Source organism: Microcoleus sp. D2_18a_B4, from assembly GCF_036702475.1.
Classification (GTDB): Bacteria; Cyanobacteriota; Cyanobacteriia; order Cyanobacteriales; family Microcoleaceae; genus Microcoleus.
Genome location: NZ_JAUBTL010000006.1, coordinates 108,073 through 123,006, shown reverse-complemented (window position 1 = coordinate 123,006; position 14,934 = coordinate 108,073). Strand labels below are relative to the sequence as shown.

At 44.7% G+C, this 14,934-nt stretch carries 17 protein-coding genes; 8 read left to right on the top strand and 9 right to left on the bottom strand.

The window, feature by feature from the left end:
• Nucleotides 1–109: 109 nt before the first annotated feature.
• Together speA and QUB04_RS05705 are read right to left on the bottom strand one after the other, a co-directional pair.
• Nucleotides 110–2,119, bottom strand: coding sequence for a biosynthetic arginine decarboxylase (gene speA / locus QUB04_RS05710; RefSeq protein WP_333282050.1), 2,010 nt, complete (start codon nt 2,117–2,119; stop codon nt 110–112).
• Nucleotides 2,120–2,443: 324 nt separating this feature from the next.
• On the bottom strand, nt 2,444–3,598 hold the full coding sequence (locus QUB04_RS05705) for a helix-turn-helix domain-containing protein (RefSeq protein WP_333282047.1): 1,155 nt from the start codon (nt 3,596–3,598) through the stop codon (nt 2,444–2,446).
• An 82-nt stretch (nt 3,599–3,680) separates the two neighbouring features.
• On the opposite strand from QUB04_RS05705, the gene QUB04_RS05700 reads away from it, so the two are divergent.
• Nucleotides 3,681–3,803: a hypothetical protein gene (locus QUB04_RS05700; protein WP_333282044.1), complete on the top strand. Its 123-nt coding sequence runs from the start codon at nt 3,681–3,683 to the stop codon at nt 3,801–3,803.
• 193 nt (nt 3,804–3,996) lie between these two features.
• Here QUB04_RS05700 and QUB04_RS05695 read toward each other — a convergent pair whose 3' ends face one another.
• Nucleotides 3,997–4,587, bottom strand: a complete 591-nt coding sequence (locus QUB04_RS05695; protein WP_333282041.1) for a DUF3611 family protein — start codon at nt 4,585–4,587, stop codon at nt 3,997–3,999.
• Between the two features lie 167 nt (nt 4,588–4,754).
• Between QUB04_RS05695 and QUB04_RS05690 the strand changes: the two genes are divergently transcribed.
• Nucleotides 4,755–4,925 carry a hypothetical protein gene (locus QUB04_RS05690; protein WP_172186391.1) on the top strand — a complete coding sequence of 57 codons (171 nt, stop codon included), beginning with the start codon at nt 4,755–4,757 and terminating at the stop codon, nt 4,923–4,925.
• A 763-nt stretch (nt 4,926–5,688) separates the two neighbouring features.
• Entirely contained in the window at nt 5,689–5,982 is a 294-nt protein-coding gene (locus QUB04_RS05685; protein WP_006632298.1) for a hypothetical protein, read from the top strand.
• A gap of 49 nt (nt 5,983–6,031) precedes the next feature.
• Here the strand turns inward: QUB04_RS05685 and tnpA are convergent, their stop codons facing one another.
• Nucleotides 6,032–6,376 carry an IS200/IS605 family transposase gene (gene tnpA, locus QUB04_RS05680; RefSeq protein ID WP_445301035.1) on the bottom strand — a complete coding sequence of 115 codons (345 nt, stop codon included), beginning with the start codon at nt 6,374–6,376 and terminating at the stop codon, nt 6,032–6,034.
• A 110-nt stretch (nt 6,377–6,486) separates the two neighbouring features.
• On the opposite strand from tnpA, the gene QUB04_RS05675 reads away from it, so the two are divergent.
• The 3 genes from QUB04_RS05675 to QUB04_RS05665 all read left to right on the top strand — a co-directional run bounded on the left by QUB04_RS05675 (nt 6,487) and on the right by QUB04_RS05665 (nt 8,356).
• Nucleotides 6,487–7,674, top strand: coding sequence for a transposase (locus QUB04_RS05675; RefSeq protein ID WP_333282038.1), 1,188 nt, complete (start codon nt 6,487–6,489; stop codon nt 7,672–7,674).
• Nucleotides 7,675–7,766: 92 nt separating this feature from the next.
• Nucleotides 7,767–8,195: a heavy metal-responsive transcriptional regulator gene (locus tag QUB04_RS05670; RefSeq protein WP_333282035.1), complete on the top strand. Its 429-nt coding sequence runs from the start codon at nt 7,767–7,769 to the stop codon at nt 8,193–8,195.
• Nucleotides 8,192–8,356, top strand: a complete 165-nt coding sequence (locus QUB04_RS05665; protein WP_333282032.1) for a hypothetical protein — start codon at nt 8,192–8,194, stop codon at nt 8,354–8,356. The genes QUB04_RS05670 and QUB04_RS05665 overlap by 4 nt, the downstream gene beginning before the upstream one ends.
• A gap of 408 nt (nt 8,357–8,764) precedes the next feature.
• Here the strand turns inward: QUB04_RS05665 and QUB04_RS05660 are convergent, their stop codons facing one another.
• Nucleotides 8,765–9,688, bottom strand: a complete 924-nt coding sequence (locus QUB04_RS05660; protein WP_333282029.1) for a fused MFS/spermidine synthase — start codon at nt 9,686–9,688, stop codon at nt 8,765–8,767.
• Nucleotides 9,689–9,872: 184 nt separating this feature from the next.
• Here QUB04_RS05660 and QUB04_RS32480 point away from each other — a divergent pair, with 184 nt between their 5' ends.
• Both QUB04_RS32480 and QUB04_RS05655 read left to right on the top strand, forming a co-directional pair.
• Entirely contained in the window at nt 9,873–10,094 is a 222-nt protein-coding gene (locus QUB04_RS32480) for a transposase family protein (RefSeq protein WP_445301034.1), read from the top strand.
• Nucleotides 10,046–10,291, top strand: a complete 246-nt coding sequence (locus tag QUB04_RS05655) for a hypothetical protein (RefSeq protein WP_333282026.1) — start codon at nt 10,046–10,048, stop codon at nt 10,289–10,291. Before QUB04_RS32480 ends, QUB04_RS05655 begins: the two co-directional genes overlap by 49 nt.
• Before the next feature lie 244 nt (nt 10,292–10,535).
• Here the strand turns inward: QUB04_RS05655 and QUB04_RS05650 are convergent, their stop codons facing one another.
• From QUB04_RS05650 to QUB04_RS05635, 4 genes are all read right to left on the bottom strand, one after another.
• Nucleotides 10,536–12,170: a hypothetical protein gene (locus QUB04_RS05650; protein WP_333282023.1), complete on the bottom strand. Its 1,635-nt coding sequence runs from the start codon at nt 12,168–12,170 to the stop codon at nt 10,536–10,538.
• A 69-nt stretch (nt 12,171–12,239) separates the two neighbouring features.
• Nucleotides 12,240–12,626: a hypothetical protein gene (locus QUB04_RS05645; RefSeq protein WP_228049967.1), complete on the bottom strand. Its 387-nt coding sequence runs from the start codon at nt 12,624–12,626 to the stop codon at nt 12,240–12,242.
• 11 nt (nt 12,627–12,637) lie between these two features.
• Entirely contained in the window at nt 12,638–13,600 is a 963-nt protein-coding gene (locus tag QUB04_RS05640; RefSeq protein WP_333282018.1) for a hypothetical protein, read from the bottom strand.
• A 26-nt stretch (nt 13,601–13,626) separates the two neighbouring features.
• The gene (locus tag QUB04_RS05635; RefSeq protein WP_333282016.1) at nt 13,627–14,826 is read right to left on the bottom strand and encodes a hypothetical protein; all 1,200 of its coding nucleotides are present in this window, start codon (nt 14,824–14,826) and stop codon (nt 13,627–13,629) included.
• Between the last annotated feature and the right edge of the window lie 108 nt (nt 14,827–14,934).

Genomic DNA, 14,934 nt, shown 5'->3' with positions numbered 1-14,934 from the left:
CTTTCCGGCCTGTTCCACAAGAAAATCTACTCTTTGTGGAACAGGCCGGAAAGCCTGTTCATAAAAGGCTTATTGACAGTGGTGCAACATCTCAGTTGCACCCTACATTTCACGACTGAAGATAAGTATATTGGCTGAGACTCCGCTCGTAATTTTGCAGCAAAAGTTGGGCCTCGGAAAGAGTAATCTTATTTTGCTGCAAAGCTGCTTCTGTCTGACGGCGGATGCTTTCAACCAAACTTTCTGCATCGTACTGTACGTAGCTGAGGACTTCTTTCATAGTGTCTCCTTTCACAACGTGTTCGATATGATAGCCAGAAGGTGTTAGCTGAATGTGAACTGCATTAGCATCGCCGAATAAGTTGTGAAGGTTGCCCATAATTTCTTGATAAGCACCTCCCAAAAATAGCGCCAAATAGTAAGGTTCTCCTGGTTTGAGAGTATGCAGTTCCAAAACCGACTTCACATCTCGCAAATCGATGAATTGGTCGATTTTGCCGTCGCTGTCGCAGGTAATATCAGCTAAAACACCGCGTTGAGTTGGTTCTTCGTCGAGTCGGTTAATTGGCATAATAGGGAACAATTGGTTAATTGCCCAACTGTCCGGTACTGACTGGAAAACAGATAAGTTGATGTAATAAATGGACGCCATCACCTTTTCTAAGTCTTCCAAATCGTCAGATACGTATTCATTTTGCCGCGCGATCGCCTGTATTTTATCGCAGCAAGCCCAGTACAACTGTTCCGTTTTCGCCCGTTCCGCAATTCCCAAATAGCCTAAGTTAAATAAACTGACTGCTTCTTCCTTGAATTGGATAGCATCGTGATAAACTTCTTGGTAATTTTCGGGACTGATAGATTGGTAAATTTCGTAAAGATTGCGCGGAATTTGGTGCGCGTTTTCATCTACTGGTTCTGGTACTTCTCTGGGGACATCGCTAGTACCGAGTACGTCAAAAACTAACACTGATTGGTGAGAAGCGATCGCCCGCCCGCTTTCGCTAATGATAATTGGAACCGGGATTTTGCGCTCGTCGCAGGCATCTTTCACTCCCGCTACTACGTCGTTAGCGTAGTTTTGCATATTGTAGTTTTTGGAAGCGTGGAAGTTTGTTTTAGACCCGTCGTAGTCAACGCCGAGTCCGCCGCCTACGTCCAAGTAGTTCATATTAGCTCCCAATTTAGCTAATTCTACATAAATGTGGCTGGCTTCTCGAATGGCGTCTTTGATGACGCTAATTGAGGAAATTTGAGAGCCGATGTGGAAGTGCAGTAACTGCAAACAATCGAGCATTCCAGCTTTTTCTAGTTCGCCGACTGCACGGATAATTTCAGGAATTGTCAAGCCAAATTTTGCCCGATCGCCCGTGGAACCTCCCCAGCGGCCAACGCCTTTGGTAGTGAGTTTTGATCGCACTCCCAAAATTGGTTTAATTCCTAATGCTTTGCTCGCGGCGATTGCGAGTTCTACTTCCTCTATTTGCTCCAGCACAATTACGGAAGTTTGCCCTAGCCGCTGCGCCAAAATAGCAGTTTCGATGTATTCGCGGTCTTTGTAACCGTTGCAAATTAACAAAGCGCCTGGGTTTTTTAATGTCGCCAAAGCTATCATTAATTCCGGTTTCGAGCCGGCTTCCAGTCCGAAGTGATGGGGTTCACCAAAACGCACCAAATCTTCTATTAATTGTCGGTGCTGGTTGCATTTTACTGGAAAGACACCGCGATAGACATTTTTGTAATTGTACCGAGCGATCGCTCTGGCAAAACACGAATTTAAGCGCTCGATCCGGTCTTCCAAAATATCAGAAAATCGAATCAACAGTGGCAAAGCCAAATTTCGCTGTTTCAGGGATTCTACCAGTTCGCACAAGTCGAGGGAACCGCCGCGATCGCCCTTGGGGGATACTGTAACGTGACCGGCTGCATTGATCGAAAAATACGGTTCGCCCCAACCTTGAATTCGGTAGAGTTTCTCACTCTCTTCTATTGTCCAAGATTTTTGTGGCAGTGGAGCCACCCTTACCAAAGCACTGTCTGGTGCCGCCAAACTCGTGACTGTTGGGGACTGAGTAGATAGCGGATCGAGATCGGAGAAAGCAGCGGGGGCTGGGGAACTCATCTTATCGAAAACCTCTTTGAGGAGTGGTCAAATAGATAGTTTATCGCAGATATCGGGTTTCCTGATGCAGTTGAAAAATCACTTTGGGTACAGGGGCTGGCGATTTTAGATTTTAGATTTTAGATTTTAGATTTTAGATTTTAGATTTTAGAATTGAGTCTACAGATAGATGAAAAGCGGGGATTGAACTACAATCTCAACCGTATTTGCTTTGCGGGACTTATTTCTTCAAGCAAGTGTCCCTATGCAGGTGAACTCTGAAACTCGGTTTCAGAGTTCACCTGCGCCAAGAGAGTTGTCGGACGATCGCTCGCCCGACACACACTAACCAAAAATCACCTCCGGCGGCGCCATGTCAGCCCCCATCCTCAATCCCCCGTTATTAGACTTCTTCAAGCCCGGTTGAGGTGCTTTTTCTGGGGTCTTCTGAGCCGGTGCAACTGAGGCTGGCGGTGCCACCTGCGGTTGAGGTACTGCCTGTGCTCCGGGGATCACGGGTTGCTGCGACAGCCAACCCAAACCCCCTACAGCCCCAGCCATCAAAGCGGTGTAGCCGATGTACAAATGCACCGGACGCATTTGAAAGCCTTCGCCTGAGTCGGAATCGGAAACAGACACATACATACTGGGAATTGGGCTCGGAGCGGGTTTGGGCAAAGCATTCGCCATAGCGCTGCCGTCTAGTCCCAAGGCGTCGCCCAGTCTGCGGATAAAACCTCTAACGTAAATATCTTGGGGCAGTTTGTCGATTTCCCCATTTTCGATCGATTCGATGTGGTGCAGCGGCACGAGAGTTTGACTGTGGAGTTGCTGCAGGGATAGGGAGCGAACTTGCCGTCCCTTACGCAATTCTCTACCCAACTCCTGCAGGCACTCTTCTCGCTCTTGAACTGCTTTTGCTGCTTCTTCTTCCTTGGTGAGTTTTTTCGGCTTTTTGGGAAAACCGAACCCTGGGAAGGATTTTCCGGGGACGGTGACAGTTGCAGGTGGAGCCGACTCGAATTTAAGTTCGTCTTGGGGCGCTTGTTTGCTGTCTTCAGTGTTACTGTCTCGATCGGAAGTTTCAGTTTCAGACTCGGTTTGGGGCGGCGCTTCCACAGTAGCGCTGCGCCAATAGAAGACAGGAGCAGCTACTGGTGGCTCCAATTCTTGAATTTCTGTCACCGTCTCAAAGGCGGGACTTACAGCAGTAAAACTCTCTTGGGCTACTTGCGGTTCAATTTTGTTTTGTTTGGGAAAGCGATCGAATGCGAGCTTGACGGCTTCTCTGCTAACTGCTCTAATTAAAATTTCGGCAGCGGAGGCTGCTTCGCCCAACATTGTTTGCAAGCTAGCTAGAGCTTGGCTATAGGTGTCGCTACATAGGAGTTCAGCTTCTATTTGACCTAGGACAGAACGAAAACTTTCTTGAGAAATTTCAATAGTTGGGTGATCTGTCACCCCAAAATAAGTCTCGGGTTTCAGTGCCATGATATTCATGTTGTCTTCGTAGAAGGTATCTGAGTACGTTCTTCGACAGGTTGGCAGTGATTCCGGATTTGGGTTGGGGGAGAGTGGGAGAGTGGGGCATAGGGCATTGGGCATCGGGCATCGGGCATCGGGCATCGGGCATCGGGCATCGGGCATCGGGCATGGGGCATCGGGCATCGGCCTTCCCAGGGCATTAGTAGGCCCTCACAAATAACCAATAACGCATAACCAATAACTAATAACCAATAACTTATAACCAATTCCCACTCATGCCCATGCCCAGCGCGGGCCAATTCCCTGGGAAGGCTCATGCCCCATGCCCCATGCCCCATGCCCCATGCCCAATTCCCTGGGAAGGCTCATGCCCCATGCCCCATGCCCCATGCCCCATGCCCAATTCCCCAGGACTATTGTTTGTGGATGCGATCGAGCAACCAAAGAGCCCCGAAAATCCCGACAAAATGGGCAACAGTGGCGTGAGTATTGGCGAGTACGACAAATATATCTAGGGGCTGAATAAATCGACCAACATCAACTGCGGCACCGAACAAGGCTTGCGGCTGAGCTAGAGATTTGGCTAAAAGTGTGCCGCTGATGGCTTCTGCGCCGATCAGCGTCAGGATCATTCCTGACAAGTTGCTCATCAGTGCCAGCCGCACCTCTTTGATGGTGTCTGCTTTTTTGGGGCGGACTGCGTTACCGGGCGATCGCAGTTGTCTCGACAACCGAGTGAAGCGAAAAGAGCGATATACGCTGTAAGCGAGTACGGCCAGCCCGCAAATGGCAAAAAATACACCGCCGCCGGTGCCGGCACTGTTTGAACCCGCACCGGCGGTAGCCCTGGGGAGGGCGAAGGGGATGGCAAAGAGCAAAATGATCGCCGCTACCACCCCTAGCACTAACTGTACCCAGAAGCAAACCCAGCCTGTTGTACGAAGGGCAAAGGCTACTCGCTGTACGGCGACAGGAAGCTTATCGTTATCTAACTGATTAGTCATATTTTGAGTGGGTATAATTAATTGGCATTAGTTGGCAGCAGTTTTTTCTCTTCCGGGACGGTTGACGGCGGTTAACCCTCTTTATAATAGAAGTAGCAATGTTTAAGATTTGTAACTAACATTGGATTTCACATTTGAATAGCGTCGATCGCCAGGTACCCAAAGCAATGACACAACTACAACCCACCGTCACCCCCAAACTGGAACAGCCAAAGTTTGGTTTCAACAGCTACGCGGAACGCCTTAACGGTCGAGCCGCGATGATCGGTTTTTCTCTAACTTTAATTATCGAGTATGTCACAGGCCAGGGCTTGCTGTCCTGGTTAGGTCTCAACTAATTTTAGCAATGGCGCGGTCAGCCTTACACTTTGTCTTGACTCTTCCGGCAGCGGGTGTGGCTTCTGCTGACCGCGACAAATTCGGGAATTGATTAAAATATTAATTAGAAAGAAGCCCAGCGACTTCTCTGCCGAGAGAGATCTGTTCCCGAATGCAATAGCTGGCTTTTGGAGGTATATATGGGGTGGAATTTTGATTTGACAAGCTTGGCAATTTTGCCTCGCTCCCGTACAATTCCCCACAGGCGAGAAGATGAATTTAGGTGAAGCTAGTCTTTGAGCTAGAAATCCCGATCGTTCCGCCAACTCTAAGTTTTAGAGATGGATCTAATCGCTTAATGCTTTATTAAACTTGCCCTCAAGCGAATTATGGCGACCATATTGACAGGCGCTCCGTTTTATGTAACATTCTCAGGATAATGCCGAAAACCAAGGCAAAAATTTTCTGGTTTGTAAACCACGGTCGATTTAAGACTGACCAGCCTATAACAAGGTCGAACGGGATACCACGATTCGTTAAATGGGTTGAAAATAATGGTTCAACAATGGCTAAAAGCTTCAAAAAGAATAGTTGTACTGACTAAAAAAATAGGGTGGGCTACACCCGAATTTACGCCTGTGGACAAGTAGGAGCCGACTCCCTTGGCAGAAGCAGGAATCAGACCCTCTAGAAAATACTTCTAGTTGAATGGTGAAACTGAGATAAGTTTAGCCAAGTTTTGTATAGCAGATTGTAAATAAATATAGAACAGAGTAAAACCAAATGAATGCTTCGTGGACGCGACTTTTGAGGTCAGCTTACCGTAAAGAGCCAATTACCAGCTTTGTTGTGACAGTGGGCGTTGTCGATGCAGCCATCGGCAGCATGGGTGCGAGTGGCTCTTTATTGGCTTTTGGGCTTGGCACGGCTGGGGTGGCGATGGCTCTCCGCTGGTGGCAATTTTACCGCTCTGGAGCCGAACAACCCGCACCTGCTCCCGAATACTATCTTCCTCCTCAGTCTTCTAGACCTCAGTTACCGGTGCTTAATGTGTCTAAAAAAAATCCTCCTTATTAAGATTACCGGGCAATGGTGACCAAAAAAATGGGATACAAGCCCCGTCCTTCTAGGACGGCTTTTTTTGATTTCTAATATAATCTTTCAAAATCTCTAAAGGCGCACCGCCAGCAGAAACAGCAAAATAGCTAGGACTCCACAATGCTTCTTTGTGGGGTTTTTCGTGTCCAGCTTGTCCGTAACGACGACTAGACACGCCTTTGAGTGCGTTAACGATTTGAGATATCGACAATTTAGGCGGATACTCAATCAGCGCATGAACGTGATCATCTTCGCCATTGAACTCTAGCACTTGAAAATTCATTTTTTGAGCTACCTCTCGAAACGACTTTTCAATCAAGCCAAGACTTTCGCTCGTGAACACAGACCGACGATATTTTGCTATACAGACCAAATGTACTTTAAGTTCTTTCTATAACAGAATGGCGTTCCCTGCGGTAAATAGTTGTCATTGTTTATCAACCAATATATAATCAAACCTACAGACCAATATTTAGTATAACCATGAAGGCGAGATTCAAGTACAGATTTTATCCGACAACCGAACAAAAGCAGAGCTTGGCTCGGCTGTTTGGCTGCGTTCGGGTCGTCTGGAACGACAGTCTAGCCCTCTGTAAGCAGTCTAAAAAAAAGCCAAGTTCAGCAGATTTGCAAAAAATAGTAATAACTCAAGCGAAAAATACCGAAGAAAGAGTTTGGTTGAGCGAAGTTTCTAATATCCCACTACAGCAGTCTGTAGCGGACTTAGAAACAGCTTTCAAGAACTTCTTCGATTCCTGTAAAGGAAAACGGAAAGGTCGTAAGGTGGGTTATCCTAAGTTCAAAAAAAGGACAAATAGCCAGTGTGCCAGATTTCGGATTGGAGGTTTTTCCTTTAAGAATGGTGGTATCTATTTAGCCAAGATTGGGATTGTCAAGCCAATATGGTCAAGAGAACTCCCGTCTGAACCTAGCTCGATCACGGTAATCAAAGATTGTGCAAATCGTTATTTCCTAAGTTTTGTAGTAGAAGTTCAGCCCGTGCATTCTGAGGCTAAAAATCAAAGCCTCGGAATCGACTTGGGAATAAAAACCTTTGCAGTGATGAGCAATGGCGAAAAATCTGAAAGTCCTAATTACAAGAAGTTAGACCGAAAAATCCGAAAACTCCAACGCAAATTAGCTCGCCAACCGAAAGACTCCAAAAGGAGAAACGTAACACGAATTAAGATCGCTAAGTTGCACAACCGCATTGCTGATGCCCGGAAAGATTTCCTGCACAAATTGTCAACCAAAGTAGTCAACGAAAACCAAGTGATTGTTTTGGAAGATTTAAATGTGTCAGGAATGGTGAAAAATCGAAAACTCTCACGAGCAATTAGCCAGCAGGGGTGGAGAGAATTTAGGACTCTCTGTGAAGCCAAATCCGAAAAGTTTGGCAGAGAGTTTCAAGTGATTAGTAGGTGGGAACCTACTAGCCAAGTTTGTGCAGACTGTGGTTTCAAGTGGGGTAAGATTGATTTGTCAATCCGCTCAGTGCTTTGTGTTAGTTGCGGTACTGAGCAGGATCGAGATCAAAATGCTTCGAGAAACATACAAAAAGTCGGGATGGGGAATCGCCACGACTCAAAACGGGCGCAGAGGGATTGTCAGACTACTTCGGTAGCAGATCCCCGTGAAGCGTCAAGAATCACCGCTCCTTCAGGACGGTGAGTATTTCAATGGGCGATGTGCCGATCGACTCCCTGGATCTAAGGCACTAAAAGATAGGGCAAGAAAGTCTTTCGATCTTGGATGCTTGGTTTATGAATATTTCTGTTGCCGAGAAACTGTACAAAATTGGCTCTGTAGCTGCCTGTAGTGGTTTGTCGGTGAAAACTGTTCGTTACTATGAGGAGATGGGCTTGCTGTCTCCTGCGGTGGAGCGATCGCCCGCTGGTTATCGCTTGTTTGGCGAAACCGTATTCAACAGGTTGGCGTTTATTAAACGATCTCAGACTCTGGGTTTGAGCCTGCAGGAAATTAAGGATATTTTAGAGGTTCGCGATCGGGGAGAGTTGCCTTGCTCTGAAGCGAAGCAGCATCTAACGGCTAAGGTAGAGGAAATTTCCGTGCAAATTGCAGCCTTAGAAACTTTGAAGGGGGAGTTGCTAGGCATTCTCAACTGCTGGCAAGAGCAACCCTCGCAGGCGAGCATTACTAGCACGATTTGTCCGAACATTCAGCGGGATTGAGCAGCGGAAAGATACAAAAAAAGGGAAGGAATTATGGGTTTCCTTCCCTTGATGGTTTTGTTGGTGGTTTGGTTGGTGGTTTTGTCGATCGTTTGGTCGATCGTTTGATCGATCGTGTTGAGCTTTTAACTGTTTTCGCAGAGTTTGCTGTTGCTTTTTGAGTTGCCGAGCCCTGGCTGAGCCGCCTTTACCTTTGGAGTTTCTACCCTCGCTGCGAGGAGACTCCCAACTTTTTAGTCTCATATTTTTAATTGTTTGCACTACTTCTATAATACACCGCCAGATTTTCACTGTCAAGTATTTTTTAGAGCGGTGTTTCGTAGTATCAACTGTTGAGTGATGGGGATTTGCTAAAGGCATAGCGATGGTGCGCCCCTAAACACCCTACAGCCCGATGGTGCCCCCATAAGCACCCTACAATTAGAGTTTTTTGTCGGATTCCCTTAACAGCCCTAATTGTGTATATAGCGGTTCTCAAGCGTGGTGAGGTATGCCCTATGCCCTATGCCCTATGCCCTATGCCCTATGCCCATGAGTACCTCATATGAGAGATCGAAAGGCTATATTTCTCAGTCCAAATATCCGGCGGGTATTTCAGCATCTGTAAAAATTGGCAGCGTTTCCCAAATTTTCACCCATTCGGGCAATTGGGCTACTTTTTTTAGCTGGAGCGACATTTCTATTAAGGAAAATCCTAAATTGTGGAAATCTTGAATAAGTTCGGCTTTCAAGAAAATTTCATTTTTAGCTAAATCGGGAGCATTAGTCGCAATGACAACGCTGTTGCCGGTTTCTAAATTGCATATATAAATTTGTGCGAACACAGTTTGAATTGTTTTCACCGCTGCCGCATTAAACTCTTGTTTGTGGAACAGGTGGACAACTAGAACACCTGCGCTTGACAAGCGAGTTTTGCACAGTTGGTAAAATTCTTGTGTCACCAATTTATAGGGCATATAGCCGCTGCCAAAACCAGCATCCACGATAATTATATCGTTTTTTACTGGGGAATCTTGTTGGGCTAGATATTCGCGCCCGTCTTGAATGGCTACTTTGAGTCTGTCGTCGAATTGAATGCCAAAAAATTTTTGAGCTACTTCGACTACTTTTTGGTCAATATCTGTACATTCGACTATCGCGTTAGGGAAATAGTGGTGGAAAATTCTGGGGAGGGTGCCGCCACCAAATCCAATTACATAGATTTTTTTTGGGTGAGTTTTCCAGACTAATGCTAGCAGCACGGCTCTGGAATAGGGAAAGATTAAATTTAGTGGATTGTTGAGGTCTAGGATTGATTGAGCTACATTTGTGATTAAGGTTTCTCTGTCTGCTAAAAGCAGTAGTAGCACTGAGTTTATTTTTTTTACGGCGATGCAGTTGTCGCCGGAGTTTTGTTGAAACAGGATGCCGTCTGGCTGTTGCTGAAGCCAATTGATTTGTTGGTGAATAGCTGCTAAATTGCTAGTTTGTCGATCGCCTTTATAATCAGTCATACGATTTTAGATTTAATATTTTAGATTCAGGGTAAACGCATCTTAACTTTATCCCAAAATATGCTACAGTTATATCCGACTAATTTTTATGTATTTTATTCTAGTTCATGAGTGTGATCTATGGCAAGAGGTTTTAGTAAAGCTGTAAGTTCCCAACAAAAACAAACAGATTCATTGCAAAAGAGTGAATATTTTAAATGCCAGTTGTTTAAAACATTTGGCCACATTGAACGACTCCAGAATACAAAGAAGTAAAGAACATTTGCTCAAAGATATTAGATATATTGCGATTCTAGCTATCATCAGCGGTGCCGAGGGATGGGTGGCAATAGAAGCCTATGGTAACGCCAAATATGAATGGTTAAAAAGCTTTCTAAAATTACCGAATTATTATACTATCTCGTGACAGGTTTAGTCTCCTTATTTGCCCGAATTGAACCGCAGCAGTTTCAAGAATGTTTTTTGAGTTGGGTAAATGCGATAGTCGGGGAATTGGAACTAAACGTGATTGCCATTGATGGCACAACAATGAAACAATCTTATGACCGGAATGAGCAGCAAAAAGCGCTACATATAGTCACTGCATGGTCTTCATCTCATTAATTAGTTTTAGGGAAAAAAAAGAGATAAAAAATTTAATGATCTAGATGAGTATGAACCCGTAGAAGGGCGGCTGAGTGTGTCGGAGTTAGTTTGAATAATTTATGTAGGGGCGATCGCGCTTTGTGACAAGTTGGGACGTAAGGGCGATCGCGCTTTTTAGTAACTAGGATATCAGCAGCTAGGATTTGGCTTAATCTCTGGTAATTTAAAACTTAATTGGTAATATGGATAAATATCGATAAAATCAAGGAGTTTCAGTTTTAATTCGGTTGCTTATTAGCGTGTAGTTGTTCTGATAATCAGCAAGCTTTTCTTTAGCTTGAGCTTCCACAAATGTACCTTGAGGAATAGAACTTAACAAGTTGATCGCCTGCTGCAATTTTGATTGAGCATTCTGCCAGACTTCTTTAGGATGAGGTGGATTATTAACCATGACGGCAGCTTCCCATGCTAGTTTTTGGGCGGCTTCTAAATTAGTGGCTGCTTTCTGTTCAGTGACAATTCTATTAGTAATCGCCTGATAGTTAGTTCGATAAACACTTAGCTTTTCTTGAGCTTGAGTTGCAACAGGCGAACTGTCTGGAATTGCCTCTAACAATTTGATTGATTCCTGCCACTTCCCTTGTACTTGCTGCCAATTTTCTAGTGGATGAGGTGGATTTTGAGTCATAACGGCAGCTTCCATTGCTAGTTTTTGAGCGGCTGCTAAATTTGTTGCAGTTGGGTCTGGCTGAGGAGTCGGTGTTAAGGTGGGTGAAGCTTCAGAATTTGGTTTTTGCTCTCCAACATTTAGAGGAATTTCCGAATTTGGTATTGTCTGCTGACTCGGTGAAATTTGAAAGGTAGTTTTCCAGCCGATAAAACCCAAAACTCCTAGAGTCAGTGTGGATAGTATCAGTATCCAGCCACTTCTACCCCCGCGTCTTTGCTCTGAAGACATGGTACGGTCAATAGGATTTAGAGATTCTCCTGTCTGTGTGGATCTTTCGCTTTGCTTACGACTAGGTTTTTTTTGTTCCTGGTGACGGCGTTCTTTTTCTAGGTGTTTAAGAGATTGTTCAGCCTGTCCTCTTAACCTATTAGCCCGGTCAATTAAAGCATTAGCTTTTTCTTTTAAAGATGCACATTCATTCAAGATAATTCCTAATGTTGTAGTTTGATCCTCATAAGATATAATAAGCCCATGCTCTTCATCAAACCATTCTATCGCAAACACTGATTCCCCAAAGTAAGATATAAAAGCTTTTATGCGCTCAATTGGCTCGACATTACGTTCAAGATTTTGTACGATAGTATCCAGTTTTGGCTGCACCTGTTTTAGCTTTTCTTGAGCTACCTTTATTTGCTGAACTTGTTCCCTTAAAGTTTGCTCTTCATCAAAGTCTATGTGAATTCTTAAATTTTCATCAATTTGCCTTACTTCTTCTGGGATACTTAGAGATTTCCTTTCCCATTCTAGCTTGATCAATAATTGTGAATCAGTTAAAATATTTTCTGCTATATTCTTTAAACCATCGCCCCACTCAATTAAGTTTTCAACATTTTCTATTAAGTCAGCAAGAGACGTTTCCTTATCTGGATCGCCCAGTTTTTCAAAAAGTAAGCCACTCCCTGCCGATACAAGTGCATCTACTAAAAATCCACCAGGTAGGAACAAGCCGGCAACTGCCCCTAACAAAGGTATCGCTCCCAAAAATCCTTTATTAAATCTCTCATTATTTAATACTTCTTCAAGTTCCTTGCCAATAGTATTTAGTCGCTTTATAAGATTATCTATCTTCCCAATTTCACGTCTGATTTCGCTAGGATTGCCAATAGTAAGTTTCATTGCCTCGGCAATTTCGGGCAGTTGGTTTAGAAGGTTTTCAAGGTCAGCCATGATTTACTCTCCTTTAGAGTGGGGGAATCCCCACTCTAGTTTATCACTAATGGTTTAACAGCTAGCTAATTAAAACTTCCACTCGTGGTTTGGATCGGCGAGAGCAGCCTGCACAGAAGATAAATTAGCCAGTTCTTTAAACGGGCTAGACTTAGCAAGCTCTGTAATCGAATCTAATGCTAATCCCAGTTGCTCATTATTACCAGATGCTATTGCTCGATCGACCACATCGAAAAGTTGCTGAAAATTTTTCGATCGTTCATCAAAGGAGCGATCGAGGTACTCCATTAACAAGTCACGTTGAGCTTTAATCTTGGCGAGGCTTTCCTTTTCCCAGGCTTTGATTTCACGCCGCTTTGTCCGCTCTTGTTCAGCGATTTGCTTGTACTCAAAGTAATGTGCAGTAAGTTGCTGCAAGGCATCAGCACCGCTAACAAACGCTGCCATTTTGCTCATTGTTAATTTCCTCACATATTCCGGTATTTTGCTTGAATATTCGCCACTGTCGAATTCAGATTTCCTTGGCTGTCTAACACAGGGGTTTTCATAATTTCTACAAGGGCTTTCACTAGCATTAGTGCCTGTTGAAACTTAGCAGCATCTTGAACTATATCAAAGGGTTTTGATTCAAGTTCGTTGAGAAGTAGAGCAACGCGGCTATCTAAATCAGACACCAATTTGCCTAATTCTTTGACTCGCCGTTCGACTTGTCGGATGAAATCTCTAGCCTCTTCAATTTTGGCAACTTCAACGTTAACCTGAGCTTCGTATTCACGTGCTTTCGTTAAAGCTTCCTCACCTTTACCTGCAATTTGGAAACCGCCAACAGCTAAAGCAGGGCCAAGTGCAATACCTCCGAGTACAGCGCCACCTAGTGCCATGCTGCCACCGCCTAACCACGCCGCCACACCAGACATACCGAGTTGAGAAACAGCTACATTGGTACTAAACAAGCCAAAAAATTGAGGAACTGCGACTGTCCCAAAAGTTTGCGCCACGCCTACTGCTGTAGCACCAGCAGCCGCGCCTGCCCCTGCGGATGAAGTCACACCTTGGAATACTTCCTGACCTTCCAGCGCGACAGTTTTGTATTCTTTTAGCTGCTGAATTGATATGCCTTCTAGTCCAGCTAAAAATTTCATATCACTTTGGGAAGCTTTCTGGCCAATGCGTTCGATGAAAGCCACAAACCGCCCAATAGTACGATGCCTTACACGAATTTGCAGTTGACCGTAAACTTCTGCTAATCTGTTGGCTGCTTCCCAGTCTACTTTTAGATCGCTGACTGCTTTCTCGTGTCGATGTTGGGCTCGTTCTCCTATTTCCTTGGCTTCATTCATTTTTCCCATGCCTTCAGAGCCTTTAACCGATCCATACGCAGCCCCAGCCGCAGCTAAAGCGCCCATAATAAACGGAATTACAAAAATCATAAACCACTCCTTTTATTCCTAGTAAATCAATCACCCAAAGACACATTCAGCTCCCAGTTTTTATCCTTCATCTCTTGATATGAATATGTCAAATCGCCTCGCCTACCGATCTGAATTGTGTAAAACTCTGCTTTTCTTATACCATTCACTTCGATAGAAAATTGGCAGTGGTTATCAGATATTATTTTACCTATGCCTAACTCTCCAGTCGCAATAGTTTCTCCTTTATGATCTTTTACTAGCACCTGCCTACCACTTTTAATATCCCCGTAACCTCCTTTTCCATTACAAAACTGACCCACTCCACCGAAGAAGTCATCCTTGAGTGTTAGTGAGCCTTGAATATTGTGATTGAAACCTAAAAAAGGTATTCCTTTAAAGGTTAGAGTTGCTAAGACAATAACTCCTACTACAATCAAACGTTTTTGACGATCGGGATTTTCATTAAGATAATTTTGGCCGATGTCTAACAATTCTTTAAATTTTCGTTCTCTAAGCAAATCAATAATCGGAGTCAATAGATCAGTCAAATTTGCAAATTTATCTGTTGATAATTTTTTTGAATCTGAACTAACCTCTGCCTTTAGCTCAAACTCTCGATTCCAAGCCGGGAAATCTTCACCCACCTGCTGCCCGTAAACCTTCACAGAAGCGATCGCCCCCGCCTTCAAATTCGTCAACTCCCTGCGGACAATCCTGATAGAAACCTCCTCATCAGGAACCCGATCGCCCTCCAGCATCACTTGCAAACAACCATCTTGCAAACTCGCAGTCGCCGTAATTCCCTTATTTTGTAACGGAAGATTTAACAGACTGGCGATCGCATCCACATCCCCAAGCTTAGCCCGTTCCTTCAAACTAAGCTGATTTGACTCCGTATTATCACTAGAACTTGCCCGCCCCTCTGTGACATTTGCAACAGGCAACTTTGGCCCCGCCACTTCAAACTCTTGAGTCCACGCCGGCACCTTCGCGCCCGTCTGTCGCCCGTAAACCTTGACTTTCTCAATCGATGTCGCCCCCAAACCAGCGATCGACTTACTCACCCACGGGGCCAAGACTTGCTGACTAGGCGCTTCTGCCGATTCCAGCATCACCTGTAAACAACCATCCTTAAGGGAAGCTGCGGCGGTGATGCCCTTGGCTTGTAGCTGGCGGTTGAGCAGAAGCGCGATCGCCTTTGCATCTCCCTGTTTCGCGAGTTCCAAAATATTCGGTTGTGTCATAACAGGTAGATACAACTAGCGCTTAGCATAACCTTTTGTTGTCTTAAGTATAAATTATTTCCTAAATACCAAAGCTTGTCAAGCCATATCAAGTCATATTTAGTAGTT

Excerpts from the sequence above, each read along its gene's own strand:
- speA (WP_333282050.1), bottom strand. The coding sequence starts at position 2,119 with ATGAGTTCCCCAGCCCCCGCTGCTTTCTCCGATCTCGATCCGCTATCT.
- QUB04_RS05705 (WP_333282047.1), bottom strand. The coding sequence starts at position 3,598 with ATGAATATCATGGCACTGAAACCCGAGACTTATTTTGGGGTGACAGAT.
- QUB04_RS05695 (WP_333282041.1), bottom strand. The coding sequence starts at position 4,587 with ATGACTAATCAGTTAGATAACGATAAGCTTCCTGTCGCCGTACAGCGA.
- QUB04_RS05690 (WP_172186391.1), top strand. The coding sequence starts at position 4,755 with ATGACACAACTACAACCCACCGTCACCCCCAAACTGGAACAGCCAAAG.
- QUB04_RS05685 (WP_006632298.1), top strand. The coding sequence starts at position 5,689 with ATGAATGCTTCGTGGACGCGACTTTTGAGGTCAGCTTACCGTAAAGAG.
- QUB04_RS05675 (WP_333282038.1), top strand. The coding sequence starts at position 6,487 with ATGAAGGCGAGATTCAAGTACAGATTTTATCCGACAACCGAACAAAAG.
- QUB04_RS05670 (WP_333282035.1), top strand. The coding sequence starts at position 7,767 with ATGAATATTTCTGTTGCCGAGAAACTGTACAAAATTGGCTCTGTAGCT.
- QUB04_RS05660 (WP_333282029.1), bottom strand. The coding sequence starts at position 9,688 with ATGACTGATTATAAAGGCGATCGACAAACTAGCAATTTAGCAGCTATT.
- QUB04_RS05655 (WP_333282026.1), top strand. The coding sequence starts at position 10,046 with ATGGTTAAAAAGCTTTCTAAAATTACCGAATTATTATACTATCTCGTG.
- QUB04_RS05650 (WP_333282023.1), bottom strand. The coding sequence starts at position 12,170 with ATGGCTGACCTTGAAAACCTTCTAAACCAACTGCCCGAAATTGCCGAG.
- QUB04_RS05645 (WP_228049967.1), bottom strand. The coding sequence starts at position 12,626 with ATGAGCAAAATGGCAGCGTTTGTTAGCGGTGCTGATGCCTTGCAGCAA.
- QUB04_RS05640 (WP_333282018.1), bottom strand. The coding sequence starts at position 13,600 with ATGATTTTTGTAATTCCGTTTATTATGGGCGCTTTAGCTGCGGCTGGG.
- QUB04_RS05635 (WP_333282016.1), bottom strand. The coding sequence starts at position 14,826 with ATGACACAACCGAATATTTTGGAACTCGCGAAACAGGGAGATGCAAAG.